This window comes from Mycobacterium sp. 050272 (assembly GCF_039023525.1).
Classification (GTDB): Bacteria; Actinomycetota; Actinomycetes; order Mycobacteriales; family Mycobacteriaceae; genus Mycobacterium.
Map to the genome: position 1 here is coordinate 45,310 of NZ_JBCHKV010000021.1, position 26,039 is coordinate 71,348.

The 26,039-nt window shown below is 67.2% G+C and carries 22 protein-coding genes and 1 tRNA gene; 14 read left to right on the plus strand and 9 right to left on the minus strand.

All coding sequences use genetic code 11. The annotated features are described in order from the left end of the window. Positions 1–85: 85 nt before the first annotated feature. Entirely contained in the window at positions 86–1,027 is a 942-nt protein-coding gene (locus AAHS21_RS27805) for an alpha/beta hydrolase (RefSeq protein ID WP_342930736.1), read from the plus strand. A gap of 3 nt (positions 1,028–1,030) precedes the next feature. Here the strand turns inward: AAHS21_RS27805 and AAHS21_RS27810 are convergent, their stop codons facing one another. Further along, positions 1,031–2,290, minus strand: a complete 1,260-nt coding sequence (locus AAHS21_RS27810) for an MFS transporter (RefSeq protein ID WP_342930737.1) — start codon at positions 2,288–2,290, stop codon at positions 1,031–1,033. Positions 2,291–2,578: 288 nt separating this feature from the next. On the opposite strand from AAHS21_RS27810, the gene AAHS21_RS27815 reads away from it, so the two are divergent. The 3 genes from AAHS21_RS27815 (at position 2,579) to AAHS21_RS27825 (ending at position 5,069) form a co-directional block, all read left to right on the plus strand. Further along, positions 2,579–3,337, plus strand: a complete 759-nt coding sequence (locus tag AAHS21_RS27815) for an ABC transporter ATP-binding protein (RefSeq protein ID WP_342930774.1) — start codon at positions 2,579–2,581, stop codon at positions 3,335–3,337. Next, on the plus strand, positions 3,334–4,299 hold the full coding sequence (locus AAHS21_RS27820) for an aliphatic sulfonate ABC transporter substrate-binding protein (RefSeq protein WP_342930775.1): 966 nt from the start codon (positions 3,334–3,336) through the stop codon (positions 4,297–4,299). The genes AAHS21_RS27815 and AAHS21_RS27820 overlap by 4 nt, the downstream gene beginning before the upstream one ends. Before the next feature lie 71 nt (positions 4,300–4,370). Beyond that, positions 4,371–5,069 carry an ABC transporter permease gene (locus AAHS21_RS27825; protein ID WP_342930776.1) on the plus strand — a complete coding sequence of 233 codons (699 nt, stop codon included), beginning with the start codon at positions 4,371–4,373 and terminating at the stop codon, positions 5,067–5,069. A 4-nt stretch (positions 5,070–5,073) separates the two neighbouring features. Here AAHS21_RS27825 and AAHS21_RS27830 read toward each other — a convergent pair whose 3' ends face one another. Continuing rightward, positions 5,074–6,042, minus strand: coding sequence for a 2-hydroxyacid dehydrogenase (locus tag AAHS21_RS27830; protein WP_342930738.1), 969 nt, complete (start codon positions 6,040–6,042; stop codon positions 5,074–5,076). A 120-nt stretch (positions 6,043–6,162) separates the two neighbouring features. On the opposite strand from AAHS21_RS27830, the gene AAHS21_RS27835 reads away from it, so the two are divergent. Together AAHS21_RS27835 and AAHS21_RS27840 are read left to right on the plus strand one after the other, a co-directional pair. Next, positions 6,163–7,104: an alpha/beta hydrolase gene (locus AAHS21_RS27835; RefSeq protein WP_342930739.1), complete on the plus strand. Its 942-nt coding sequence runs from the start codon at positions 6,163–6,165 to the stop codon at positions 7,102–7,104. 26 nt (positions 7,105–7,130) lie between these two features. Continuing rightward, positions 7,131–7,928: an adenylate/guanylate cyclase domain-containing protein gene (locus AAHS21_RS27840; protein WP_342930740.1), complete on the plus strand. Its 798-nt coding sequence runs from the start codon at positions 7,131–7,133 to the stop codon at positions 7,926–7,928. On the opposite strand, the gene AAHS21_RS27845 is transcribed toward AAHS21_RS27840, so the two are convergent. The 5 genes from AAHS21_RS27845 to AAHS21_RS27865 form a co-directional block, all read right to left on the minus strand. After that, positions 7,929–9,146 carry a GNAT family N-acetyltransferase gene (locus AAHS21_RS27845; RefSeq protein ID WP_342930741.1) on the minus strand — a complete coding sequence of 406 codons (1,218 nt, stop codon included), beginning with the start codon at positions 9,144–9,146 and terminating at the stop codon, positions 7,929–7,931. Between the two features lie 172 nt (positions 9,147–9,318). After that, positions 9,319–9,738, minus strand: a complete 420-nt coding sequence (locus AAHS21_RS27850) for a hypothetical protein (protein WP_342930742.1) — start codon at positions 9,736–9,738, stop codon at positions 9,319–9,321. 10 nt (positions 9,739–9,748) lie between these two features. Beyond that, on the minus strand, positions 9,749–10,960 hold the full coding sequence (locus AAHS21_RS27855) for an acyl-CoA dehydrogenase family protein (protein ID WP_036465727.1): 1,212 nt from the start codon (positions 10,958–10,960) through the stop codon (positions 9,749–9,751). 27 nt (positions 10,961–10,987) lie between these two features. Next, entirely contained in the window at positions 10,988–11,599 is a 612-nt protein-coding gene (locus AAHS21_RS27860) for a TetR/AcrR family transcriptional regulator (RefSeq protein WP_342930743.1), read from the minus strand. Between the two features lie 102 nt (positions 11,600–11,701). After that, on the minus strand, positions 11,702–12,895 hold the full coding sequence (locus AAHS21_RS27865; protein WP_342930744.1) for a cytochrome P450: 1,194 nt from the start codon (positions 12,893–12,895) through the stop codon (positions 11,702–11,704). A 239-nt stretch (positions 12,896–13,134) separates the two neighbouring features. Here AAHS21_RS27865 and AAHS21_RS27870 point away from each other — a divergent pair, with 239 nt between their 5' ends. Beyond that, complete coding sequence (locus AAHS21_RS27870) at positions 13,135–14,022, plus strand: fructose bisphosphate aldolase (RefSeq protein WP_342930745.1); 888 nt, start codon at positions 13,135–13,137, stop codon at positions 14,020–14,022. An 11-nt stretch (positions 14,023–14,033) separates the two neighbouring features. Here the strand turns inward: AAHS21_RS27870 and AAHS21_RS27875 are convergent, their stop codons facing one another. Then, positions 14,034–14,867: a DUF1707 domain-containing protein gene (locus tag AAHS21_RS27875; RefSeq protein ID WP_342930746.1), complete on the minus strand. Its 834-nt coding sequence runs from the start codon at positions 14,865–14,867 to the stop codon at positions 14,034–14,036. Between the two features lie 83 nt (positions 14,868–14,950). Between AAHS21_RS27875 and fdh the strand changes: the two genes are divergently transcribed. The 3 genes from fdh to nrfD are packed head-to-tail and all read left to right on the plus strand — an operon-like array spanning position 14,951 to position 20,359. Further along, positions 14,951–18,292 (plus strand): formate dehydrogenase, encoded by a 3,342-nt coding sequence (fdh, locus tag AAHS21_RS27880; RefSeq protein WP_342930747.1) that lies wholly within the window; start codon positions 14,951–14,953, stop codon positions 18,290–18,292. Beyond that, complete coding sequence (locus tag AAHS21_RS27885) at positions 18,267–19,274, plus strand: 4Fe-4S dicluster domain-containing protein (protein ID WP_342930748.1); 1,008 nt, start codon at positions 18,267–18,269, stop codon at positions 19,272–19,274. The genes fdh and AAHS21_RS27885 overlap by 26 nt, the downstream gene beginning before the upstream one ends. After that, the gene (gene nrfD / locus AAHS21_RS27890; protein ID WP_342930749.1) at positions 19,271–20,359 is read left to right on the plus strand and encodes an NrfD/PsrC family molybdoenzyme membrane anchor subunit; all 1,089 of its coding nucleotides are present in this window, start codon (positions 19,271–19,273) and stop codon (positions 20,357–20,359) included. The genes AAHS21_RS27885 and nrfD overlap by 4 nt, the downstream gene beginning before the upstream one ends. Positions 20,360–20,365: 6 nt before the next feature. Here nrfD and selD read toward each other — a convergent pair whose 3' ends face one another. Next, the gene (gene selD / locus AAHS21_RS27895; protein ID WP_342930750.1) at positions 20,366–21,349 is read right to left on the minus strand and encodes a selenide, water dikinase SelD; all 984 of its coding nucleotides are present in this window, start codon (positions 21,347–21,349) and stop codon (positions 20,366–20,368) included. A 326-nt stretch (positions 21,350–21,675) separates the two neighbouring features. On the opposite strand from selD, the gene AAHS21_RS27900 reads away from it, so the two are divergent. From AAHS21_RS27900 to AAHS21_RS27915, 4 genes are all read left to right on the plus strand, one after another. Continuing rightward, positions 21,676–21,771 (plus strand) — tRNA-Sec (locus AAHS21_RS27900). 21 nt (positions 21,772–21,792) lie between these two features. After that, the gene (gene selA, locus AAHS21_RS27905; protein ID WP_342930751.1) at positions 21,793–23,112 is read left to right on the plus strand and encodes an L-seryl-tRNA(Sec) selenium transferase; all 1,320 of its coding nucleotides are present in this window, start codon (positions 21,793–21,795) and stop codon (positions 23,110–23,112) included. Then, positions 23,109–24,896 (plus strand): selenocysteine-specific translation elongation factor, encoded by a 1,788-nt coding sequence (gene selB, locus AAHS21_RS27910; protein ID WP_342930777.1) that lies wholly within the window; start codon positions 23,109–23,111, stop codon positions 24,894–24,896. The genes selA and selB overlap by 4 nt, the downstream gene beginning before the upstream one ends. Before the next feature lie 25 nt (positions 24,897–24,921). Continuing rightward, complete coding sequence (locus AAHS21_RS27915) at positions 24,922–25,869, plus strand: FAD-binding oxidoreductase (protein WP_342930752.1); 948 nt, start codon at positions 24,922–24,924, stop codon at positions 25,867–25,869. The last annotated feature ends 170 nt before the right edge of the window (positions 25,870–26,039 follow it).

A 26,039-nucleotide genomic window follows, 5' to 3' on the forward strand; every position in this document is an offset into this window, starting at 1 on the left:
ACGAACGTGCATCGATCTAGCCAGACGCCGATCGCCAGGAGCAAACTAACGAACGACATCGCGGCTGATCGATTCAGGAGTGCCCATGACCACCTATGCGTTCGACCCCGAAATTGCTGCGGCGCTTCCATATCTGCCCGACTTGCCCGGTGACGACCCGTTGGCCATTCGGGCGGCGATGTCGGACCTCATCGCAGCGCTTCCGGTGCCGGACGCCACGGGACTGCGGGTCGAGGAGCGGGAAATCCCGGGTCGCGACGGCGATCCGGCGGTTCGGATCCGCATCTATTTGCCGGATCGGCGCAGCGCCCCGGCCGCGGTGTACAGCGTGCATGGGGGCGGGTTTGTCGCAGGCGACCTCGACACCGAACACGGCTCGAACGTCTTGCTTGCCCGCGAACTCGGCGTCGTCGTGGTGTCTGTCGACTACCGGCTCGCACCAGAAACGCCGTTCCCCGGCGGCCTGGAGGACGTGTACGCCGGACTGATCTGGATGGCCGAGAACGCGGACGAATTGGGCATCGACGCGCAACGCATCGCCATTCACGGGACGAGCGCCGGAGGCGGACTCTGTGCGGCGCTGGCGCTGCTGGCTCGCGACCGCGGCGGGCCGCACATCGTGTTTCAGTTCCTGTCGGTGCCCGAACTCGACGACCGACTCGCCACGTCGAGCATGACCGACTTCATCGATACCCCGCTATGGAGCCGCCCCCGAGCGATCGTCAGCTGGGACTGCTATTTGGGCGCGGGTCGCGCCGGAACCGACGACGTGCCGATCTATGCCGCGCCGGCTCGTGCCACCGATCTGGCCGGTCTGCCGCCGGCGTACGTCTCGGTTATGCACTTCGACCCGCTTCGCGACGAAGGCGTCGCCTATGCGGTGGCCATGCTGGCGGCCGGTGTGAGCGTCGAATTACATTTGTTCCCAGGAACTTTCCATGGCTCGATGCTGATCCAGGATGCGGCGATATCGAAGCGCGAACAGGCGGAGAAGATCGCGGTGCTGCGCCAGGCACTGGCACTGTAGCGATCACCCAGGACGAAACTCGCTCTGCCGATGGCTGTTTCGGCGCAGCCGCACCGCCCGGGCTGCGGCGGTCGCCAACGCCAGCACCGCCATCACCGTGAGGATCGTCGCTGCGGCCTTCGCGGACCCGATGGTGCTCAGCAGCATCGGCAGGCCGAAGCCGATGTAGCTGACCGTGTAGAACGTTCCGGTGAGCGCACCGCGCAAGTGTTGTGGCGCGGCGGCTTCCAAGTCGATCAGCCCCTCGCGCAGCAGCAGGCCAGACGCGCAGCCCAGCACCACCAGTAGCGACAACGCCACGGCCAGCGGCATCGTCGACGGCGCCGCGGCGGTCACCGCGTAGCCGAGTGCGGCCAGCACGGTGCCGGCGGTGCCGGCCTGTGGACCCCACTGCCGCGCGCGGGCGACCAATTGAGTGGTGCCGCTGACGCCGTTGGCAATCAGCGCTGCGGTTCCTGCGGCCAGCGGGGCGGCGAGCCCGGTGTGCACGTGGGTGGGGACCGTGACGAAGGCAAGAGTCGCCGAGGAGTACACCCATGGCGACAGGGGTAGCGCCCAGCTCAACGCCCGCGCGATGTCGGGGCGTGCCGACGTGGACTGCTTCTGACCGGACACGGATAGCGGTGCGGCCACGTCCGCGCGCTGAGCCGACACCACCGCGACGACCGTGGCGAGCACGACCAGCGCGGCGGCGATGCCGAACGACTCCCAAAGCCCGGATTGCCCCACCGAGGCCAGCACGCCAGATGCGAACGGGCCCACCGCGAAACCGGCCGTCAGAACGGCGCCGGCAATCGCGGCGCCGGCCGGCCCCTTCATGTCCGAAGCCCAGGCGGTGCACGAGCTGACCACCAGCCCGACTCCCGCCCCGACCACCAGGCGGCCCCCGAGTAAGACCGGTGAATGCAGCGACAGCAGCATCGCGACCGTGCCAGCCAGGGTGGTGATCGACCCCGCCCATGCCACCGACTGGCGTCCCAGCACATCCGATAGCCGGCCGCCGATGAGCAGGCCGGGCAGCAGTCCCACCGCGTAGATCCCGAAGATCGCGTCGAGCGTGGTCCGATGGAGATGCTGGTGATCGCTCAGCGCGGGGATCAACCCGGCGAAATGGTTGGCCGCCCACCCTGTTGCGAGCAGGACGGCCAGCACCGAGGCGAACAACCGTGCGGTTCCCCTGGATTCACCGCGTTCGGCATGTCCATGCGGTTCCACCGTCGCCGGTTGCACCCGATGCGGCACTGCCACATTTGGCCTGCACACGAATTCCTCCCCCAGTCTCTGCACGCGGTTGATGGACGAACTGTGTATCGCGGTGATATCGGCCACAGCGTTCTGGTTTTTGAAGCGCGCCGCGAAAATTAGCGCTGCACCTTGTCCACAGACGGCGCCGCTCGGGCGGTTATTCCGACTCGCGATACAACTGCAGTTGTCAACCCGAAGACTGCCCAACGGGGCGAGGTTTGAATCATGCCCGAAGCAAACCTGGTGTTCTGTCACAGCGATTCCTAGGCTGCGCGGGTGATGTCGACCAATCCGGCGCCGGCCCGGGTGTCCCTTCGTGGTGTCGACCGCACCTTCGGAACACATACCGTGCTGCACGAGGTCGACGTCGAAATCGAGCCCGGCGAGGTGGTCGCGCTGCTCGGCTCGTCGGGTAGCGGCAAGTCGACACTGCTGCGGCTCATCGCCGGTCTCGACAGTCCTACCGGGGGACGGATCGAGATCGACGGCGAAGCGGTGCGCGGAATTGACCCACGCTGCGCGGTGGTGTTTCAGGAGCCGCGGCTGCTGCCCTGGCGATCCTTGGCCGCGAACGTGGCCTACGGGCTGGCGCCTGGCACGGCACGCGCTAAAGGTATTGGTGCAGTGGAACACTGGCTTGAGGTCGTCGGGTTACGCGCGTTCGGCCAACACTATCCGCGGCAAGTCTCCGGCGGGATGGCGCAGCGCGCCGGCCTCGCGCGGGCCCTGGCGCGACGCCCGCGCGTTCTCTTGCTGGACGAGCCGCTGGCCGCCCTTGACGCGCTGACGCGACTGCGGATGCAGGACCTGCTCGATGCCGTGCAGCAAGAGGCAGGTACGACAACGGTGTTGGTGACCCATGACGTGGACGAGGCGGCGATCCTCGCCGACCGAGTGCTGATTCTGCGCGCGGATGACTCGCGCGGGGCCCGTATTGCCGCGACGCATGAGGTCGCGATACCCAAACCACGCGACCGCGGGGATCCGCGAATCGCCGCGTTGCGGGAGCAATTGCTGGACGAGCTCGGTGTACCCCGACGAGGCAGTGAGGCAAAAGTATGGTGAAAGGTCGTTACCGGACCTCGATTGCGATGATCGCCGGCGTCATCGCGGTATCGGGCTGCGGTTCGAATGCGGGTCCTACGGCGTCGAGAGACATCCATCTGGATTACGCCTACTACAACCCGTTGAGTCTGGTGGTGCGCGACCAGCACCTGCTGGAAAGCCGCGGTTACAACGTCACATGGGTGCTTTCCGCCGGCAGCAACAAGGCCAACGAGGGGCTGCGGTCCAAAGCGCTGGACGTCGGATCCACCGCCGGGTCCGCCGCGTTGGTCGCGCGGGCTAACGGATCACCGATCAAGGTCGTCGACCTCTATGCCGGCGGTGAGTGGACGGGACTGGTCGTCACCAAGGACTCGCCGATCAATTCGGTGGCCGATCTCAAGGGCAAGAAGGTAGCCGTCACCAAAGGCACCGACCCGTACTTCTTCCTGTTGCAATCGCTTGCCACAGCCGGACTTTCACCGAGCGATATCGAGATCGTCAACTTGCAGCATGCCGACGGCAAGACCGCGTTGGAGCGCGGCAACGTCGATGCGTGGTCCGGGCTGGATCCGTTCATCGCACAGACCATCCAGCAGCAGGGTTCACGCTTCATCTACCGCAACCGCAGTTTCAACACCTACGGCGTCTTGGATGCCCGCGAGGATTTCATCGCCGATCACCCCGAAGCGCTCCAGGCGGTCGTCAACAGCTATGAGGAGGCCCGGAAGTGGGCGAAAGCACACCCCGATCAACTGGCGGCATTGCTGGCCTCGCAGGCGAACATAGCGCTGAGCGTGGCGCAGGAGGAGCTGACCCGGACACTGGTGGATATCGACTCGGTGCCGGGGGACCCGGTGCGTACGGTACTGACGCGGGTGGAGCCGCTGGCGGTAGCCGACTCCGATATCAAGTCCGACGATGCGGGCCGCAACGCGCTGAGCACGCTGATCGAACCGAAATTCGCTCAGCAAGCGCACTGACGTCGCGATCGAGCCGGCTGGCGAAGTTGCCGCTGGCGTTAGTGGGACTGATTGTCCCGGTGCTGCTGCTGGTGATCTGGCAGCTCGCCACCGCGACCACGGGGTTCTTCTCACCGAGCCAGCTTCCGCCTCCCGGCGACGTGGTGTCGGCACTGGGTGGGCTCATACGGCGTGGTGAACTCTGGACTCACTTGCAGGCCAGCGGTTCTCGGGTGTTGGTCGGCTATTTTGCGGGCGCCGTCGCGGGGCTCACGCTGGGTTCCCTGGTCGGGCTGTCGGTAATCGTGTGCCGGTTGTTGGCGCCGACCGTCGCGGCGTTTCGCACCGTGCCTTCGCTGGCATGGGTTCCGTTGTTGCTCTTGTGGTTTGGCATCGACGAGACGCCGAAGATTCTGATGGTCGCCATCGGCGCGTTTTTTCCCGTCTATACGACGACGGCATCTGCGCTCTCACACGTCGACCCGCAGCTGGTGGAGGTGGGAAGGGCCTACGGTCGACGCGGCGCGTCGCTGCTGGCCACGGTGATGTTGCCCGCCGCGGCACCGGAATTGGTGAATGGGCTGCGATTAGGCCTGGCCAATGCGTGGCTGTTCGTGGTCGCCGCCGAACTGATCGCGTCCTCGAAGGGCCTGGGGTTCCTGCTGCTGGACAGCCAGAACACTGGACGCACCGATGTGATGTTGTTGGCCATCGTCCTGCTGGCCGCGCTGGGCAAATTGACCGACAGTGCCTTGGCCACGGTGGAGAAGCGGCTGGTGCGGCGGCGGTAGTGGGTTATCCGCGGCGGCGCAACACCGGTGTAACCAGCTCGCCGGTGTTCAGGTAGCTCTCGAGGTTGCGGATCGTCAGCAGTGCCATCGCCCGTCGGGTGCGCGCTGTCGCGCTACCGATGTGCGGGAACAGCACCACGTTGTCCAGATCGTAAAGCGCCGCAGGCACATTGGGCTCATCAGCGAACACGTCCAGGCCCGCTCCGCCCAGTGCGCCGGCGGCGAGCAACTCCACTAGCGCGTCCTGGTCCACGACGCTCCCGCGAGCAATGTTGATCAGATAGCCGTCGGGACCCAACGCCGCAAGGACGGAGCGGTCGACGAGATGACGAGCCTGCTCGTCGCCGGTCGTGGCTACGACCAGCACGTCGACCGATTCGGCCAACTCTTGCGGCGACTGGGCGTAACGATACGGCGATCCGTCAATTCGGTGCCGGTTGTGATAGGCGATGGCACAGCCGAATCCGAGCAACCGGGTAGCAATGGCCGATCCGATGCGGCCCAATCCCAAGATGCCGACCCGTTGGCCACTGACGTCTCTGGCGTACGGGAATTGTCCCTCGCTTGCCCACCGGCCCGCTCGCACGTAGCGGTCGGCCGCACCGAATCGGCGCAGTGTCATCAGGATCAGCCCCAGCGCGGTATCGGCAACGGTGTCCGACAGCACATCCGGAGTATTGCTCACGCCGATGCCCCGTTGGCCGGCCGCGGCCAGGTCGATCAAATCCACTCCTGCGCCGTTGTTGACTATCGCTTCCAGATTGGGCAGCGCTGCGATGATTTCGGCGTCGACGCCGTAGCGGCCGGAGGTCACCACCACGCGAATCTGCGCCGCATGCTGCGCTAGGAACTCGGCGCGTCGCGGACCGCCTGGGAGTAAGGGAATTTCGTAGCGAGCCGCCAGCTCATGCTCGAAGGTGGGCTCGAAGTTGTCGCCGACGCGCAACACCTCGCTCGTCTTCTCGACCGTCACCTATGCATCATCTCCCATGGCATCCGGGCCGGCATCGCCGGCGCACACGGTACGAAACGCCGTGCACGAGCTTGCCCGGAATTCCGCTACGCATGGCTGGCTTAGCTGCACAATGACGCGATGCGGATCGCAGATAGCGCATTGAGACTTCTGTCGGCCATCGCAGTGCTAATCGCGCTGGTGGGATGCGGCGCCAATCACCACGCTGCATCAGGGTCGGGCGGCGGCGGCGACTTTGCCGGTCCGATCGAGATCGGCAACGGCCGCCACCTCTATCTGGAATGCCACGGAAGGGGCAGTCCGACAATCATTTTGGAATCGGGCTATCACAACTCGTCGGACCCGTGGAATCAGTCCCAGGTGGTTGCCCCAGCTGTCGGTCCGGGTGTGCTGCCTGCTCTGGCCGACGACCACCGCGTCTGCGCCTATGACCGGCCCGGCACCTTGCGCTATCCCGACCCGCCCAGCATCAGCGACCGCAGTTCACCGGTTGCGATGCCACGCACCGCCCAAGACGTTGTCCAAGATCTGCATGCCTTGCTGGCTGCCGCCCATGTGCCGGGCCCCTACGTTCTGGTCGGGCACTCGCTCGGCGGGCTGTTCATCCGCCTGTACGCGCAGACCTATCCCGACCAGGTGCGGGCATGCGCGTTTGTCGACGCCTTCGCCGTCGAGATCCCGGCCCTGATGGGATCGGACTGGCCGATTTACCGCCAACAGTTGGATCATCCGTTGCCGCAGTTCGCGAATGCGGATTCGTTCGAGGTGATCGACTTCGACAAGAGCATCGCGCAGGTCGCCGAGGCACGACCTTTCCCGCCGGTGCCCACCGTCGTACTGACGAGGACCGAGCCGTTCGCGGTTCCCGGCAGCGTGTCGGATGAGCAGAGCGCCACGCTGGAGCGGGCCTGGCGAGACGGCGCGTCGGATCTGATCGCGCTGCGGCCGCAGACACCCCACCTGATCGCGACCGACAGCGACCACTTCATCCAAATCCACCAGCCCGACCTGGTGGCGGCCGGGGTACGTCTGGTGATCCAGAGGTCTGCCGAAAACCGCTGACGCAGCGCTGCGGCATACTCGGCCCAATGACGGTGGTGCTGACTGTGGTTGCGGTGGCCGAACTCGGCGGCCTGATCACGCTCGGCGTGCTGCTCATCGTGTCGCGTCGGCAGCTCAGTGGCGCACGCGCCGCGCTCGAACGCAGCCGGCGCAGCAGTGGGCGACGCCGGCGCCGACGCGGAGTCGCGCCCTTGGCGATCCGAACCGCATTCAAGACGGCAGATTCGCTCCTGACCAAAGGCGTCGGCGCGACGGTCCGCAACTCGGTCGAAGACCTCGCCGGCTGGGCGCAGGTGGAACGGCCCGACCTCGCCCGGCTCACCGCCGACGGTGATGTCGTGATCGCCTTCTCCGACATCGAGGATTCGACCGCCCACAACGAGGCCCTGGGCGACCGCGAATGGGTGCGGGTGCTGCAACAGCACAACAGGCTCATCCAGAAATTCGTCGACGACCACGGCGGTCACGTGGTGAAAAATCAGGGCGACGGATTCATGATCGCCTTCGCCGATCCCCGCCAGGCCGTGCTGTGCGGCATCGGTGTGCAACGCGCCCTGCTCGAAGACACCGAAGGCATTCGCGTCCGGATCGGTATGCACCTCGGGCCGTCGGTCCGGCGCGGCGACGACCTTTTCGGGCGCAACGTCGCGATGGCGGCCCGGGTCGCCGGGCAGGCCGATGGCGGTGAGATCCTGGTCAGCGAGTCGGTGCGCGACGCGATCGACGGCGCACCCGATATCGAACTCTGCGCACCGTGCGAAGCCGAGTTGAAAGGCTTCCAGGGCAGCCACAACCTCTACCCGGTCAGGGTTGTCCGAGACTGATCAGAAGAACGTTCCCGCATGGGGTGCTTCGGGAACGGCGAACAGCCGGTCCGCCACGGTCAGCATCGCCGGATTCTCGGCCCGCGCCAGCCCCGCCAAAGCAAGACTGCGCCAGGTCGTGCCGCCCAGCAGCACCGCACCCAGCCCCTCGATGCCGACGTGCAGATCGGCGGGCCGAGTCGTGGCCTCGGCGCCATCGCCGCTAATCGTGTACCTGGCCGAATTCTTAGGCAGCAGTGGGTCATTGACGGCAACGGTGACGGCGCCGTCACCGGCGTAGGAGCGCGCCGCCAGCGCACGTTCCGCGTCGACGACACGCAACCACGTTTCGTCATGCACCGCGGTCACCTTGACCGCCCGGCGATCGACCAATAGCGACGGCATCGGATCATCGAGCGGCAGCATCCAAAACGTCACTCGGTCAATCAGATCCAGCCCGAGCAGGAAGCGCAGCAGCCCCAGGTAGGCATCGACGGTGGGCGCGAAGAAATCCTCAACCATGATGGTGCGCTGCTCGCTGACAAACCACCTGTCGGTGTCGACCGGGCGGTAGCGGACGAAACCCGACTCGTCGCCCGGCTCGCCGTGCACGGCGACATACCAAGCCCCAGAAGATAATTCGGTGCGCAGCCGCACGCCCTCCCACCACACTCCGGGCCGGTCGATGGTCCCTGCCCGGGATCGGCGATGGGCGTCATAGATGCGAGGCAGCATCTCCCAGGCCTCGGCGGCACCGACAAGTCGCACCGGCCCACCCGTTGCGACTCCGGGACGAAACGCCGCCCGCGCGGTCTGGACCTGCGTGCTCTGCATCGCACTCGCCACGCCGTAGCCATACCGCCCGTAGATCGTGGCCTCCGACGCGCGCAACGATGCGACCACCTCCCCTCGCGCGGTGAAGTCGGTTAGCTGGTGGCGCACCAGGTCGGTGGCGATGCCCCGCCGGGTGAACGACGGCAGCACCCCGATATCTGTCACCGCGGCATGGCTCACGGCCGCTCCGCCGGGCAGGGTCAACGTGTTCGTCCCGGCGTACGCGGTGCCGACCAGTTGCCCACCGACGAACGCCCCGACCATCCGTCCAGGGTCGATCATCTTGGTGATCTGGCCGGGTGGCAGATCGGATATCGGTGGAAAACCGACCATCGCGACGCGAAAGACGTTAAGCGCAGCGATGAGGTCGTCCTCGCTGTCGAGAACCCGGAGCTCGGTGGTCATGCGGTCATCATGTCTGGTGGCCGCCGGGCAGGTGTCAGTTGCCCTGCCCCGCCGACCCAATCGGCCGTCGCATTCGTAGCAGCAACGCCAGCGCCGAGACGGCCGTCACCACCGCGATTGCCCTGCCCGCCCCGGCTTGCGCCGCCAGCTGGGGGACGAAAGGCGAACAGCCTCAACCGACGGACGTGATTCCCGCAGTGGAGATCGTGAATCCTTTGCCACCGGAGACCGTGCAGGTCACACCGTCCGATTTGGACGTGCAACTGAAGGGGCCCACACTCGCGGTCTGATCGTAAGCAAGGGTAGGAGTGTTCTCCCCGGGATTGCCAACACACGAAACGCCCTTACAGCTGGTGACGACCCCGCCCGTGGACAGGTGCGCCGACTGTTCCGGCGAGAAGGTCTGGCAGTACACCTCGTCGGGGAGACTGGGGTCGCGCTTGTAGTTGACCTCGCAGCTGATGTTGCGCGACGGAGACAAGAACGCGCACAGCGACGCCGTACAGACGGGGTTGTCCGCGGCGGCCGGGGGCATGCTCACCCAGGAGCCGAGGACGATGGATCCGATTGTCGCGACGACCGCACGTTTCATGCCGTCAAACCTAACGGATCGGCAAACCCGTCAAGGCCCGCGAAATCACCAGGCGCTGGATCTCACTGGTCCCCTCGAAGATGGTGAAGATCTTCGCGTCACGGTGCATCCGCTCCACGGGGTAGTCGCGGGTGTAGCCGTTACCGCCGAGGATCTGGATGGCCTCGTCGGTGACGTAGACCGCGGCCTCGCTCGCGACCAGCTTGGCCATCGAGCCTTCGGCGGAGTCGAAGTTCTGGTTGTTGCGAGCCATCCAGCCGGCACGCCACACCAGCAGGCGAGCGGCGTCGACCCGGCTCTTCATGTCGGCGAGCTTGAATGCCACCGCCTGGAACTCGCCGATTTTGCGGCCGAATTGCTCACGCTGGCAGGCATATTCGAGTGCGTACTCGTAGGCGGCCCGGGCCACGCCGACGGCCATCGCGCCGACGGTCGGACGGGTGCGCTCGAAGGTCTTCATCGCCGCCTGGCCACCCGCCGAGGCGCCGGATTTGACCCGCGCGATCCGGGCCTCGAATTTCTCGCGGCCGCCGAGAATGCAGTCCTCGGGCAACCGGACATTGTCGAGGACCACCTCGGCGGTGTGCGACGCGCGGATACCGTGCTTTTTGAATTTCTGCCCTTGTGACAGCCCCTTGGTCTCCGGCGGGATGACGAACGACACCTGGCCGCGGGTGCCCAGCTCCGGATAGACCGACGCCACCACGATGTGCACATTGGCGATACCGCCGTTGGTTGCCCATGTCTTGGTGCCGTTGAGCACCCACTCGTTCGTCGCCTCGTCGAACCGGGCCCGGGTGCGGATGGCTCCGACGTCGGAACCCGCGTCGGGCTCCGACGAGCAGAACGCACCGAGCTTGGGGTCGCCGGGCGTACCGAACATCTCGGGCAAGTACTGTCCAAGCTGCTCGGGAGTTCCGTTGCCCGCCAACGCCGCTGCCGCCAGGCCGGTCCCCATGATGGACAGCGCGATGCCGGCGTCGCCCCAGAACATCTCCTCGAACGCGGTGAGGAAGCCCAGGCCGGTCGGTTCGGCGGCCTGCTGCGCGAAGAAGTCGGGGGAGTAGAGGCCCACCTTCGCGGCCTCCTGGATCACCGGCCACGGAGTTTCCTCCCGTTCATCCCATTCGGCCGCGGCGGGGCGGATGGTTTCGGCCGCGAACTGGTGCACCCAATCGCGTACCTCGATGACGTCGTCGCTTAGTTGCAGTGAGAAAGTCATAGTTCTACTCCTGGAAGAGGTTGATACTCAACGGTTTCTGGGATTGGTGTGTTGTGCGAGGACGCTAACGGTCTGGGTGACCCATGCTTCGAAATAGCGATCCTCGTCGACGTTGCCCGGCAAGCGTCCGGACAGCGCCTGCAGCGTCGCTGCGTGAGACAGGGAAGCGATCGCCACGGCCGCCGCGGCCTCGGGATCGGGAATGCTGGTACGGCCTGAGCGATTGGACGCGGCCAGCTCGTCGGCGAACCGTTGATAGGCGTTGTCGGTGATGACCTGCCAGGTCTTCTCGTCGAGATCGCCGAGCTCCTCGGGTTCGCGCAGCATCACCTTGAGCAAATCCTCGCTGTGGTTCAGGTTGCTCCAGATCAATTGCCCCGCGGTACGCACCGCTTGCTCGACGCTGCCGGGCTGCCCGGCATCGAACTGCTCTCGGGCGGCGACGATGCTCTCGATCCGTTGGGTCACCGCCGCCTCCAGCAGTTCACGCTTGGAGGCGAAGTGCTTGTACAACGCTCCCGATCCGGGGGCGAGGCCCGACGCCCGCTGAATGTCGGCGACAGACGTCGCCGCATAGCCCTTGGCGGCGAAGAGCTTCAGCGCCTCCGCCAGCAGTCGATCGCGTCCCGAATCGGGCATGGTGAGAGAGTACTCACTCACCATGCCGATGGCAAACCGGTGCCGCTCGCATACACCGCGACCGCTACCCGGTCGAGGTGTCGATTAGGCCGCCCGAGATGTTCAGGCCGGTATCAACTTGAGCGGAAGGTGTTGATGTCGGCGGATGATGTTGTTCACTGCCCAGACGGGTTGCCCGACGACTTCGATTCGGTCCGCCCGTTCCAGCAGGGCGCGCAAAATGGCGGCGGTCTCCATCCGGGAGAGTCCCTGACCGGCGCAGGCGTGGGTTCCGTGGCCGAAACCGATGTGGCGACCAGCGTCGCGGCGGATGTCGAAGATTTCGGGTCTGTCCCATTCGTTCTCGTCACGGTTGGCTGAGGCGTACATGACCAGAACCCGTGATCCGGCAGGTATCGGCGTGCCGGCGATCTCGGTGTCGTGGCGTACCTGGCGGGCGAAGGCGCGCAGCGGCGATTCATAGCGGATCACTTCGTTGACGGCATTGGGGATCAGCCCGGGGTCGTCTTTTGCCAGGCGCCACTGATCGGGGTGTGTAGCGAACAGATACAGGGCGTTGGAGATGGCGCTGATCGTCGTGTCCAGCGATGGGGCGATGTAATCGATCATCAGTGCCGAGCAATCGTCGTAGCTGAGCTGGCCGGCGTCGGCGGCGCAGAGCAGTTCGTGCGCCATGCTTCCGTCCAGGACGTCGCGTTGCCGCACCACACGACGGGCGAACAGCAACATCTGCAGGCTGCGGGGAGTCGCTTTCACGGCTTGCCAATTGAGTGGGCCGAGGACATCGAAGGTGGCGCCGGCCCATTCGATCAGATGCTGACGTCGATCGCGGGGCCAGCCGACGAGATCGGGGACGATGGCCAGCGGCAGGGCCGTCGCCAGATCGGCGACAGCGTCGACGGTGCCGCGTCGTAGCGCCGCGTCGACCACGGTATCCGCCATCTTTTCGATGGTTTCGCTGACGGAGCGCAGTGCCCTGGGCATCAGCCGGTGAGCAAGAAGCTTCCGGCGTTGATCGTGTTCGGTGCCGTCACTGTTGAGTGTGGTGCCGCGCGACAGTCGGTTGCTGAACGGGTTGAGCGCGACGCCGCGTCCGGAGATGAACGCCGAGTCGTTGCGCAGTGTGGCTTTGCACTCGGCGTCGCGCGGCAGTGCGTAGGCCCGGTGCCTGTGCAGCCGGACCACCGGGCCGGCGTCGCGCAGTCGCCGATAGTGCGGGTAGGGGTCGAGCACGGCGGCGCGGCTGTAGATGTCATGCCAGTAGGCGGTAGCGACATCCTCGCGCCTCTTGCTCATAGGGAATCTCCTCGCTGCCCGGCGGAGCCGCTCATCCGCGCGACTCGCTGATTCTGACGAAATCGTCACATATGCCGATCACCTCAGTCAATAGATCCTGATCAAATCACCGCGCTGCGGTGTGCCGCCAGGGGCCGAAATGCCTGTAGGCGCAGGGGCTGGTGGTGCGCAATGCTGGAACCTGGGGGTTCCCAGCGGCGGCCCGCGGACCCGGACCAGGCGACGACGGAAGGAACGCAGTGAACGAAGAACAACGCAACGCGATGGCGTCGGGGCGTGGCTTTATCGCCGCGCTGGACCAAAGCGGCGGCAGTACGCCAAAAGCCTTGAAGCTGTATGGGATTGAGCAGGATGCGTACGACAACGACGAGCAGATGTTCAACCTCATCCATGAGATGCGTGAGCGCCTGATGGCCAGCCCCAGCTTTTCCGGCGACCGGGTACTGGCCACGATCCTGTTCGAACAGACCATGGACCGGGCCATCAACGGCGAAGACACCGCGGCCTATCTGTGGAAGCAGAAGCACATCGTGCCGTTCGTGAAGGTCGACCAGGGCCTCGGCGATGCCCAAAACGGTGTCCAGCTGATGAAGCCGATGACCAAACTCGACTCACTGCTGGATCGCGCCGTGGACAAGGGCATATTCGGCACCAAGATGCGCTCGTTCATCCAAGAGCCCAACGAGGCGGGCATCAACGCCATCGTCGACCAGCAATTCGAGTACGCCGCCAACATCGCCGAGCGCGGATTGATGCCGATCGTCGAGCCCGAGGTCAGCATCAAGAGCCCGGACAAGCCCAAGGCGGACGGTCTGCTGGTGGCGGCGCTGCACACGAAACTCGACGAGCTCCCGGGCGACCGGCAGGTGATGCTCAAACTGACGTTGCCCGACGAAGACAACCTCTACGCGCCGCTGATCGAGCACCCCCGGGTACTTCGGGTGGTCGCGCTGTCCGGCGGCTACAGCCTGACCGAGAGCTGCGAGATCCTGGCCCGCAATCACGGACTGATCGCCAGCTTCTCGCGCGCGTTGACCGAGGGACTGACCGCCCAGCAGAGCGACGCGGAATTCGACGAGAAGCTCGGATCGAACATTGCGGAGATCTACGCCGCGTCGATCACCTGACCGACGCGCGGTCAACGGGCGGGCGGCGCGATCTCGATGACGGCGCCGTCGGTGCCGATGGTGATGGTTCCGCTCTGCCCGGCGGACGAGGCGTGCACCCGCAGGCCCAACGAGCCGTCCTTGCGTGACTCGATTGTCAGGAATATCTGGTTGGCGTCGTAGATGTGCAGCGTCTGGGGTGCCTGCTGTACGACGCCGAGCACAGCCTGCGCGTCGAACTTGCTCAGGTCCCCGACCGCCAAGTTCGACAGCGGGGAGGGTCGGGGGCCGAGGTCCGCCCAGTTGCCGTCGCGGTAGAGCCAGGTGACGATCTTGTGTGGGTTGGCGGTGTCCGGACGCATCACCACCGCTTGGTCTTGGTAGACGTTGAGCTGATAGCCGAGGGTGTCGCCGAACTGGGTGCGCATCTGCGCCAGCAGGGTCGTCATTCCGGCGAAGCTCAGCAATTGCTGCGGCTGCGGTGCCGCACTCGCGGTGTTGCCGCCGGAGCCGATGCTGGGCGACGTCGTGGTCAGATTCGGCGCAGACGTGCCTGATGGCCTGTTCCACTGCACCACGGCGAAACCCGCACCCAGCAGTAAGAGCAGTGAGGCCGCCGCGCCCGCGATCCAGATGGCCCGGCTACCGACTTTCGGTGTCGGGGCCGCCGGCGTGACCGGGGTGGAATGGGTTTGCAGGTCGGAAAGCAGCGACTGCAATTCGCTCAGGGTGGTGGCCTTGGTTGCGGCGCTCACCCGCTGGCGGTGTTCCTCTGTCGACAGTTGGCCGTCGCCGAGTGCCGCGTCGAGCGCTTGACAGGCGTTGTTGCGATCGGCGTCGGTAGCCCGGGTGTTGTCGCTGATCACAGCAAACATCGTAGGAGGCGCGGTGGAATACCGCGCCGGTTCCCGCCGGGTAATCGATCGCGCGCCCCACTAGGCTTCAAGGCATGGCTTCGAAGCTGCCCTCGCCGAAGATCTTTCTCGAATGGCCCGTCATCCGTCAGCTGCGTTCGGCCGACGCGTTCGGCCGCGGGCCGGCGGTGACCTCCAAGCACACCCGTGCGCTGACCCCACGCACCACGACCGCCGACCGCGTCGTGCAAAGCGTGTGCCCGTACTGCGCGGTCGGCTGCGGCCAAAAGGTTTTCGTCAAGGACGAGAAGGTCGTCCAAATCGAGGGCGATCCGGACTCGCCGATCTCGCGTGGCCGACTGTGCCCCAAGGGATCGGCCAGTGAGCAGCTGGTCAACTCGCCGAAGCGGCAGACCAAGATGCTCTACCGCGCCCCGCGCGCGACCGAATGGCAGTCGATCGATCTCGACACCGCCATCGACATGGTGGCCGACCGCTTCGTCGAGGCCCGCCGGCATGCCTGGCAGGACATCGACAAGAAGGGCCATCCCCTGCGGCGCACCATGAAGATCGCCGCGCTCGGCGGAGCCACCCTGGACAACGAAGAGAACTACGTCATCAAGAAGCTCTTCACCGCCGCCGGCGCGATCCAGATCGAGAACCAAGCTCGTATTTGACACAGCTCCACAGTTCCCGGTCTGGGGACTTCCTTCGGGCGCGGTGGCGCCACCCAGTCACTGCAAGACATGGCCAACGCCGACTGCATCATCATCCAGGGCTCCAACATGGCCGAGTGCCATCCCGTCGGCTTCCAGTGGGTCGAGGAGGCAAAGGCGCGCGGCGCGAAGCTGATTCACATTGATCCGCGCTTCACCCGCACCTCGGCCGTGTCGGACAAACACATTCCGATCCGGGCGGGCTCGGACGTGGTGCTACTGGGCGCGCTGATCAACTACGTCATCAGCAATGACAAGTGGTTCAAGGAGTACGTGGTGGCCTACACCAACGCCGCCACTCTGATCAACGAAAACTACTGCGACGCAGAGGATTTGGGCGGCCTGTTCTCCGGCTATGATCCCGAGACCGGACAGTACGACCCATCGACGTGGGCCTATGCGGGACAGGAGCAAGACGAAGCCGATCAGGAACACGGTGCCAGCGCCTCGGCCCGCGCCGCCGGCGATGCGCACGGCAGCGGCGGCCCGCCGTTGCCGCACGCCCGGGTGATGCGCGACGAGACCCTGCAGCATCCGCGGACGGTGTTTCAAATCGTCAAGCGGCACTATGCGCGGTACACCCCGGAGATGGTGCGCGACGTCTGTGGCATAAGCATCGAGGACTTCGACTACCTCGCACGCACGCTCGTCGCCAACTCGGGCCGGGAGCGCACCACCTGCTTCGCTTACGCCGTTGGCTGGACGCAGCACACGCTGGGCGCCCAATTCATCCGCACCGCAACGATTTTGCAGCTACTGCTGGGCAACGTGGGGCGCCCGGGCAGTGGCATCATGGCGCTGCGCGGACACGCGACCATCCAAGGGTCTACCGACATACCGACGTTGTTCAACCTGCTGCCCGGCTACCTGTCGATGCCGAAGGCCGGTGTGCACGACACCTTCGCTGACTACATCAAATCGGTCGGGCCGAAGAACCAAAAAGGCTTCTGGGCCAACGCCGACACCTACATCGTCAGCCTGCTCAAGGCATGGTGGGGTGACGCGGCCCGCGAGGACAACGACTGGGCCTACGACTACCTGCCGCGGCTGTCCGGACCGCACGGCACGTATCAGACGGTCATGTCGATGCTTGACGACGAGGTCGACGGGTATTTCCTGCTGGGACAGAACCCGGCCGTCGGATCGGCGCACGGCCGGATGCAACGCATGGGTATGGCGCACCTGAAGTGGCTGGTGGTGCGCGACCTCAACATGATCGAGTCGGCCACCTTCTGGAAGGACGGCCCCGAGATCGCTTCCGGCGAGCTGAAAACCGAGGACATCGAGACCGAGGTGTTCTTCTTCCCGGCGGCGACGCACGTCGAAAAGGCCGGTTCCTTCACCCAGACCCAACGCCTTGTGCAGTGGCGGCACAAGGCCGTCGATCCGCCCGGCGACTGCCAGAGCGAGTTGCAATTCTTTTTCGAGCTGGGCAAACGAATCCGGCAGCGGCTGGCCGGATCCGCCGACGAACGCGACCGGCCGCTGCTGGATCTGACCTGGGACTATCCCACCGATGAGCGTGGCGAGCCCGATTCGATGGCCGTACTGGCCGAGATCAGTGGTTGCTATTTGACCGGGCCGAAAGCCGGCCAGCCGGTGCCCGGGTACACCGAACTGGGTGCCGACGGGTCGACGTCCTGCGGATGCTGGATCTACTCCGGTGTGTACGCGGACGGCGTCAACCAGGCCGCCCGGCGGGTGCCACACGGCGGCACCGGGCCCAGCCAGTCGCAGTGGGGCTGGGCGTGGCCGCTGGACCGGCGGATTCTGTACAACCGCGCCTCGGCCGACCCCGACGGCAAGCCGTGGAGCGAGCGCAAGCGCTACATCTGGTGGGACCCCGAGCAGCAGCGCTGGGTCGGTCACGACGTGCCCGACTTCGTGGTCGACCGGGCACCGGGTAGCCGGCCGGACCCAGACGTCGGCGGCCCGGACGCCATCGCGGGCGACGACCCGTTCATCATGCAGGCTGACGGCAAGGGCTGGCTGTTCGCGCCCAAGGGTGTGGTGGACGGGCCGTTACCCACGCACTACGAGCCGCAGGAGTCGCCGGTCGCCAACGCGCTTTACCCGCAACAGCAGAACCCTTCGCGAATCACCTTCCCGCGCAAGGACAATCTGAGCGCTCCCAGCGCCGGCGACCCGGGCGCCGACGTGTACCCGTACGTGTTCACCACCTACCGGCTCACCGAGCATCACACCGCCGGCGGCATGAGCCGGTGGCTGCCCTATCTCTCGGAGTTGCAACCGGAGATGTTCTGCGAAGTCTCACCCGAGCTGGCCGCCGAACGCGGGCTCGAGCCCTACGGGTGGGCCACGATCATCTCGCCGCGCGCGGCGATCGAGGCACGGGTGCTGGTTACCGAGCGGATGAGCCCGCTGCGAATCGGCGACCACACGGTGCACCAGATCGGGCTGCCCTATCACTGGGGTGTCGGGAGCGACGCGGTGGTGAGCGGGGACGGGGCCAACGATCTGCTGGGCGTGACGCTGGATCCGAACGTGCAGATCCAGGAGTCCAAGGCCGGGTCCTGCGACATCCAGCCCGGCCGCCGGCCGCAAGGCGCGAAGCTGCTGCGGTTGATCGAGGAATACCAGTCGCGCGCGGGCGCCACCGTGGAGACGGACAATGTTCGAGTGAGCGAAGCTGTGTGGGAGAGCATCGATCGCGAGCGAGACGGGAAGGGAACCGATGGCTCAGCTGATCGGACCGAGTGACCCAGCCGCTGATGCCGGGTGGGGAGATGTCAAGCCGCGCAAGGGCTTTTTCACCGACACCTCGATTTGCATCGGTTGCAAGGCGTGCGAAGTGGCGTGTAAGGAGTGGAATCGCAACCCGCGTGACGGCGACCTCGAGCTGCTGGGCTCGTCCTACGACAACACCGGCGCGCTGGGCGCGAGCACCTGGCGGCACGTGGCGTTCATCGAGCAGGGCCGCGACCGCATCGAGGAGGCACGCGAATCCGGTCGCGCGTTGGTGAGCCTGGGCATGCCCGCGATCCCGGGTGCTGCGGACGTCCCCGCCGATTCGAAACAGCGTAGTGCGGACGTCCCCGCCGATTCGAAACCCCCAGACACTCCCGAGTTTCGCTGGCTGATGTCCTCGGATGTCTGCAAGCACTGCACGCACGCGGGCTGTCTGGACGTCTGCCCCACCGGGGCGTTATTCCGCACCGAGTTCGGCACCGTGGTGGTCCAGCACGATGTGTGCAACGGCTGCGGAACATGCGTCGCGGGTTGCCCTTTCGGCGTGGTCGAGCGCCGCAGCGACGGCACGTATGCGACGCCGGTGGACCGGCCGGGCCGCCCGCAGGAGGAGTTCGTCACCGGCGTCGCCCAGAAGTGCACGCTGTGCTATGACCGCCTGATCGAGGACCAGGTACCCGCCTGCGCCCAGACCTGTCCGACCACGTCGATCAAGTTCGGTGATCACGACGACCTGGTGGACCGAGCGCGGCAGCGGGTAGCCCAGCTGCACGCCGAAGGGCGCACTGAAGCAAGGCTTTACGGCGCCAACGAGCACGACGGTGTCGGCGGTACCGGCTCGGTCTTCTTATTGCTCGACGAACCCGAGGTCTACGGTCTGCCGCCGGATCCGCGGGTGTGCACGGCCGACCTGCCGACGATGTTCAAGCGGGCGACGATGGCTGCGGTCGGCATGGCCGGAGCCGCCGTGCTGGCGTTCTGGAGTAGCCGGTGAGCACCTCGGAATTCGACAGCTTTCGTCCGCCAGAACCCGAGGGAGGCAAGCGGCGCAGGAAAGGCGCGCGTGGCGCTCGTCGGGGCGGCGGCGACGGTTCGCGCGAAATGCCGATGGTCCCCGACGCCGAGTTCACCTCGTATTACGGCCGTCCGGTGGTCAAGCCCGCGCCCTGGGGACATGAAGTGGCCGCCTACCTGTTCTTGGGAGGCGTCGCGGGCGGTTCCGGCCTGCTCGCGGCCGGCGCTCAGCTCACCGGCCGAAATAAGTTGCGCCGCAATACAAGACTGTCCGCGCTGATTGCGGTGTCGCTGGGCGCGGTCGCGCTGGTGAAGGACCTGGGCCGGCCCGAACGTTTCGTCAACATGCTGCGGACCGTCAAGCTGACCTCGCCGATGAGCATCGGTTCGTGGATCCTCAGCTCGTTCAGCGCTGGCATCGGAATAGCCGCGGTTGCCGAGATCGATCGGATGACGGGCGAGCGAATTCCGTTGGGCCCGTTGCGGTCCGTGCTGCGCGCCGTGGAGGCACCGGCCGGCCTGGGTGCCGCGGTGTTGTCGCCACCGCTGGCCGTCTACACCGCGGTGCTGCTCACCGACACGGCCACCCCGACGTGGAACGCCGCGTACCGAGATCTGCCGTTCGTGTTCGTCAGCTCCGCGAGCCTGGCCGCCTCGGGATTGGCGATGATCACCACCCCGGTCTCCGAGGCCGGGCCCGCGCGCAAGCTGGCGGTCATCGGTGCGGTCGGGGATCTGATCTCGGCCAGGTTCACAGAGTTCCGAATGGACCCGGTGACCAGAGAACCGCTGCACCAGGGCAGGCCTGGCAGGATGCTACAGACGAGTGAAATACTCGCCGCCGCAGGCGGTTTGGGTGCGTTGTTCGGCGGGCACCGCCGCGATGTCGCCGCGCTGTCCGGCTTGACGCTGCTGACGGCGTCGGCGATGTTGAGGTTCGGCTTCTTCGAGGCGGGCAAGGCATCGGCCCGTGACCCTCGCTACACGATGGAGCCGCAGCGGCGCCGGCTGGCGGCTCGCCGCGCGTCAGGCATCACCGACGACTCGATCACTACCGCCGGTTAAAGCGGACTAACGAACCTCGATGCCTTCGCCGGCGACGGTGTGACCGATCACCGGGTGACCGGGCAGTTCGCCCACCACGAGCAGGCCACCCGAAGTCTGCGCGTCGGCGAGCAGCAACAGATCATCCTCGGTCACGCCGGGGCCGGGACGCAGATGCGGGCGCACCCAATCAAGGTTGCGCCGAGACCCGCCGGAGACGAACCCGTCGCGCAGCGCCGCCCGGCCGGCATCGAGTACCGGCACCGCGCAGCGGTCGATGACCGCTCCCACCTTTGAGGCCCGGCACATCTTGTAGAGATGGCCGAGCAGCCCGAAGCCGGTCACATCCGTGGCCGCGTGCACACCGTTTGCCACCGCGGCCTCGGCGGCGTCGCGGTTGAGCCGGGCCATCGTCGCGATCGCTTCCGCGAACACCTCGCCGGTCTGCTTGTGCCGATTGTTGAGCAGCCCGACCCCGAGCGGTTTGGTGAGGGTCAGCGGCAGCCCGGGTTCGGCGGCGTCGTTGCGCAGCAACCGATTCGGGTCGGCCACACCGGTCACCGCCATGCCGTATTTGGGTTCCGGATCGTCGATGGAGTGACCGCCGATCACCGGGCACCCGGCCTCCGAGGCCACCGCCAGCCCGCCGCGCAGCACCTCGGTCATCAGCTCCAGTGGCAACACATCGCGCGGCCAGCCGACCAGGTTGATCGCGACCACCGGGCGTCCGCCCATCGCGTAGACGTCGGAGAGCGCGTTGGCTGCGGCGATCCGACCCCAGTCGTAGGCATCGTCGACGACCGGCGTGAAGAAGTCCGCGGTGGACAGCACCGCGATGTCGCCGACCAACACCGCGGCCGCGTCGTCACCATCGTCGAGGCCGACCAGAACATTCCCGTAGATCTGCCCGGCCAGGCCACGGACCGCCTCTTCCAGCTCGCCGGGCGGGATCTTGCAGGCACAGCCACCGCCGTGCGCATAACCGGTCAGCCGGGTCCGCGTCTGGGTCATGCCACGAGCCTACGAGGCGGGAGCGGGCTCACCGTCTGCCCGCCTCGTAGCGACAACTGTCAACATCGCCACCCTCGACGCTCGCGGGTGCATTCCTGGCGTCGAATGTGCGCCCATGGCGGCGACACGCCGGGTGAGGCCCCCGCAGCCGCACGCTCAACGCCATCGCCGCACACTCAACGCGATCCGGCGGTTTTGTCGCTCGGCGGCGGACACCTCGACCCGCACGCGGTGGCAGGCACTTCGACCCCCGGCGGCCGCTGGGGCGGACGGGGCAACCCGGGCGGGCTCGTCGGCATCGGCGCTGACCACGCTAGTTTGTGCATGGAGGCGTTTGGGTTCCTGGTGGTCCCCCCGGTCTTCAAAACCGGTGAGATCGAGTATCTCGGTCTGGCGGGTTCGATTCCCGTCCGCCTCCGCCAGCCCTGGACGCGAGGAGGCACGTGACACAGGTCGACCCGCGCCGCCTGATTCCGCGCACGGATCAGTTGCTTTCGCTTCCGCCGGTGCAGGAGGCGCGAAACCGGCTGGGCGAGCAGGCGGTCAGGGACGTGGTGCGCGGCATTCAGGACCGGGCCCGCCGCGGCGACCTGGCGCCCGACCAGGTGCAGGACGCGGTGCTGGCGTCGCTGACCGCGCACCGCAACACCAAGCTGCGCCCGGTGCTCAACGCCACCGGCGTCGTCGTGCACACCAACCTGGGCCGGGCGCCATTGGCCGCGAGCGCGATCGAGGCATTGGTGTCCGCGAGCGGCTACGTCGACGTGGAGCTCGACCTCGCGACGGGCACCCGCTCGAAGCGCGCGGTCGCCCTTCGTCAGGCGCTGCTGGATGTCTGCCCCGCCGCCGAGGACGCGCTGGTCGTCAACAACGGCGCCGCCGCGCTGGTGCTGGCGACCACCGCGCTGGCAGCCGGCGGCGAGGTCGTGGTGAGCCGCGGCGAGCTGGTCGAGATCGGCGCCGGATTCCGGCTGCCCGACCTGATCGCGTCCACCGGCGCCCGGCTGTGTGAGGTCGGGACCACCAACCGCACCCACTTGAAGGACTACGCGGACGCGATCGGGCCGCAGACCGGATGTGTGCTCAAGGTGCACCAGAGCAATTTCCGGGTGCAGGGGTTCACCTCCGCTGTCGCGGTGTCCCAGCTGCGGGCGCTGGCCGACGAGAAACACGTCCCCTTGGTCGTCGACCTCGGCAGCGGGCTGCTGGCGGCCGATCCGCTGCTGCCCGATGAGCCCGACGCCGCCACCGCGCTGGCCGAGGGCGCCGACGTGATCACCGCCAGTGGCGACAAACTGCTGGGCGGCCCGCAGGCGGGCATCGTGCTCGGCCGCACCGAGGTCGTCACCCGGATGGCGCGGCATCCGCTGGCGCGCGCCGTGCGAGCCGACAAGCTCACGCTCGCCGCGCTGGAGGCGACGGTCCGGGCCGGCACCTCGCCGGTGACCCAGGCCCTACACGCCGATCCCGACCGGCTGCGGGCGCGCGCGCAGCGTCTGGCCGAGGCGGTCGGCGCATCCGTCGTCGCGCACGACGGCCGAGTCGGTGGCGGCGGCGCCCCGGGCGTCGCGCTGCCGGGCTGGGCGGTCCGCCTCCCCGAATCGGCGGCGGCTGCCCTGCGCGCCGGTGAGCCCGCGGTGCTGCCGAGGGTGCACGACGGCGCCTGCCTGTTGGATCTGCGCTGCATCCCCGAGTCCGACGACGATCGTCTGCTGACGGCGGTGCGCGCCGCGTTAACCGAAACGCCCGAGGCGGACCGCTGAGCAGCCACGTCCTGGCCACCGCCGGCCACGTCGATCACGGCAAGAGCACGCTCATCCGTGCCCTGACCGGCATGGAGCCCGACCGCTGGGAGGAGGAGCGACGCCGTGGTCTGACCATCGACCTCGGCTTCGCCTGGACCACCCTGCCGTCGGGCCGCGAGGTGGCCTTTGTCGACGTGCCCGGGCACCAGCGGTTCCTGGCCAACACGCTGGCCGGCCTCGGTCCCGCGCCGGTGGTCTGCTTCGTCGTCGCCGCGGACGAGGGTTGGCAAGCGCAGTCCAGCGACCACCGCGACGCGCTCGCCGCGCTGGGCATCCGGCACGGCCTGATCGTGGTGACGCGTGCCGACCGGGCGCCGGACCGTGCGTCCGAGGTGCTGGCCCAGGCGCGCGACGAACTGGCCGGCACCGGGCTGCGGGATGCCCCCGGTGTTGTCGTGTCCGCGGTCGACGGGACCGGGCTGATTGAATTGCGTGCCACTCTCGATCGCGTCTTGGGGCAGTTGCCCGCACCCGAGACCACCGCCCGGGTGCGGTTGTGGGTCGATCGGTCCTTCACGATCACCGGCGCGGGCACTGTCGTGACCGGCACGCTCGCGGCCGGCACCCTGGCGCGCGGCGACCGGCTGAACGTGCTCGACGCGAACCAGCCGCAGTCGGTCGTCATCCGCGGCTTGCAGAGCCGCGGCGAGCCCTACCCGCGGCTGGGGCCGGTGGCCCGGGTCGCGCTGAACCTGCGTGGCGTCTCGCGCGACGTGATCCAACGGGGCAGCGCGCTGGTCACCCCTGGCGCATGGGCCAGCACCGCAACGCTCGACATTCGCCGCACCACCGGTGGCCCGTTGACCGAGGCCGCCGCCCAGCTCGTCGTGCACGTCGGCACCGCGGCCGTGCCCGCGCGGCTGCGGCCGTTCGATGACGACCACGGCCGGCTCACGCTCGACCGGCCACTGCCGCTGGTGCTCGGCGACCGATTGGTGCTGCGCGACCCGGGCGGCCAGCGGGTCCTGGGCGCCCTGGTGCTCGACGCCGATCCCCCGGTGCTGCGGCGGCGCGGCGACGGAACCCGTCGAGCCGCGGCGCTGAACGCGATGGACGCGTCCGGGGACGTCGGCGCCGAGGTGGCCCGCCGCGGCGCGGTGCGGGAGAGCCATCTGCGCCGTCTGGGCTTCGTATCATCGGGGATACCCGAGAGCGTGCGAGTGCTCGACGGCTGGTGGGTGCACGCCGCGACGTACCAGGCCTGGCAGCAGCGGCTGCGCGCCGCGGTCGCGGAACTGCATACGCGAGACCCGTTGGCAGAGGGGCTATCTCGCGGTGCCGCGCGCGACCTGCTGGCCCTGCCGGACGAGTCGTTGCTCGACGGGGTCACCCGCGACTCGGGACTGGAGCAGCGGGGCGGCCATATTCGGGAGCCCGGCGCTCGCGACGAGCTAGGGCGGGCCGAGGCCGCCGTGGGCGAATTGGAAGCGCGACTGCGTGCCGAGCCCTTCGATGCGCCGGAGGCCGACGATCTGTCGGCGCTGCAGCTGTCCGCCCGCGAACTGGCGGCCGCCGAGCGGGCCGGGCGGGTGCTGCGGCTGCGCGACGGCGTCGTATTGCTGCCCAGTGCGCCGGCTCTGGCGATGCGGGAGTTGGCCCGGCTGGCGCAGCCGTTCACCACCAGCCAAGCGCGCCAGGCCCTCAACACCACCCGGCGGGTGGCGATCCCCTTGTTGGAACATCTCGACGCGCGGGGCTGGACTCGTCGAGTCGATGCCGGCCATCGCGAGGTGGTGCGATGAATCCGATTGTAGGGGAGGCATTTACGTGATCATTGTCGTTGGCGCGGGAATATGCGGTCTTGCCGCCGCCTACGAGTTGTCCAGGCGCGGAGAGCCGACGGTCGTGTTCGAACGCGGCGAACCGTTCTCCGGCTTGTCCGTGGGTCTGGCGCGCATCTTCCGCATCGCCCATCAGCGCCCCGCGCTATGCCGGCTCGCCATCCAGGCCCGCGCCGGCTGGCAGCGTTGGGAGCACGACCTCGAGGTGGGACGGGTGCTCGGTTCCGAGGGTTTCGTCGCGGCGGCCCCGCCCGAGGAGACCGCAACAGCGATGACGGAGGCCGGTGCCGAGTTCTCTTGGCTCGACCGCCACCAGATCCAGGCCCGGATACCGTTCGTCACGCCGCCCTGGGAGGCCGCGATTTTCGATCCGCTCGGTGGCAGCCTGCGCACTCACCGTGCGCTGAGCGCCTTGGCGGCCCGGGTCCAGATTAGGCGCGGCCGGGTCGTCTCGCTCGGCGACGACGGCTCGGTCCGCCTTGCGGATGGCACCGTGACGCGGGGCGACCAAGTTCTGGTGTGTGTGGGAGCCCAGACACCGGATCTGCTGGGCCCGCTCGATGTCGAGCTCACCCCGCACACCCGCTACACCTACGAGGGTGCCGACGCCACCGGTGCCGCCTGTCTGGCGGCACCCGAGGGCTACGGGCTGCCACTGGGCAGCACCGGCCGATGGGCGTTCGGTCAGCCGATACCGGATCCGAACGGGGTGCGTGCGCTCTTCCCGTCGCTGTCGCCCGTGGGCCAGGTGGACTGCTTCACGGTGCATGCTCCGTGGCTCGACGCCGGCGGAGATGGGTGGAAGGCGGTGCGCCGCGGCCGTGTGGTCGGCTTCGTCGGCAACAACCTGATGAAGTTCGGGCCGTTGCTCGGAGAGCTGCTCGCCGAGGCCGCTTGCAGTGCGGGGCTACCCCGCGAATTGAACCTTGCCTGAATCGAGAGTCGTTGCAATGCACGCTATTTCGGATGCACATTGGAACACGTCTTTCGGTCTCACGCGGTTGAGCAGACCGGTGACGCAGTAATGGGCCATGATGGTCGCGAAGCAGTATTAGCTCAGTAAGGGAGCCCACCATTCGCGCGTTGAGAAAAATTCGACTGCCG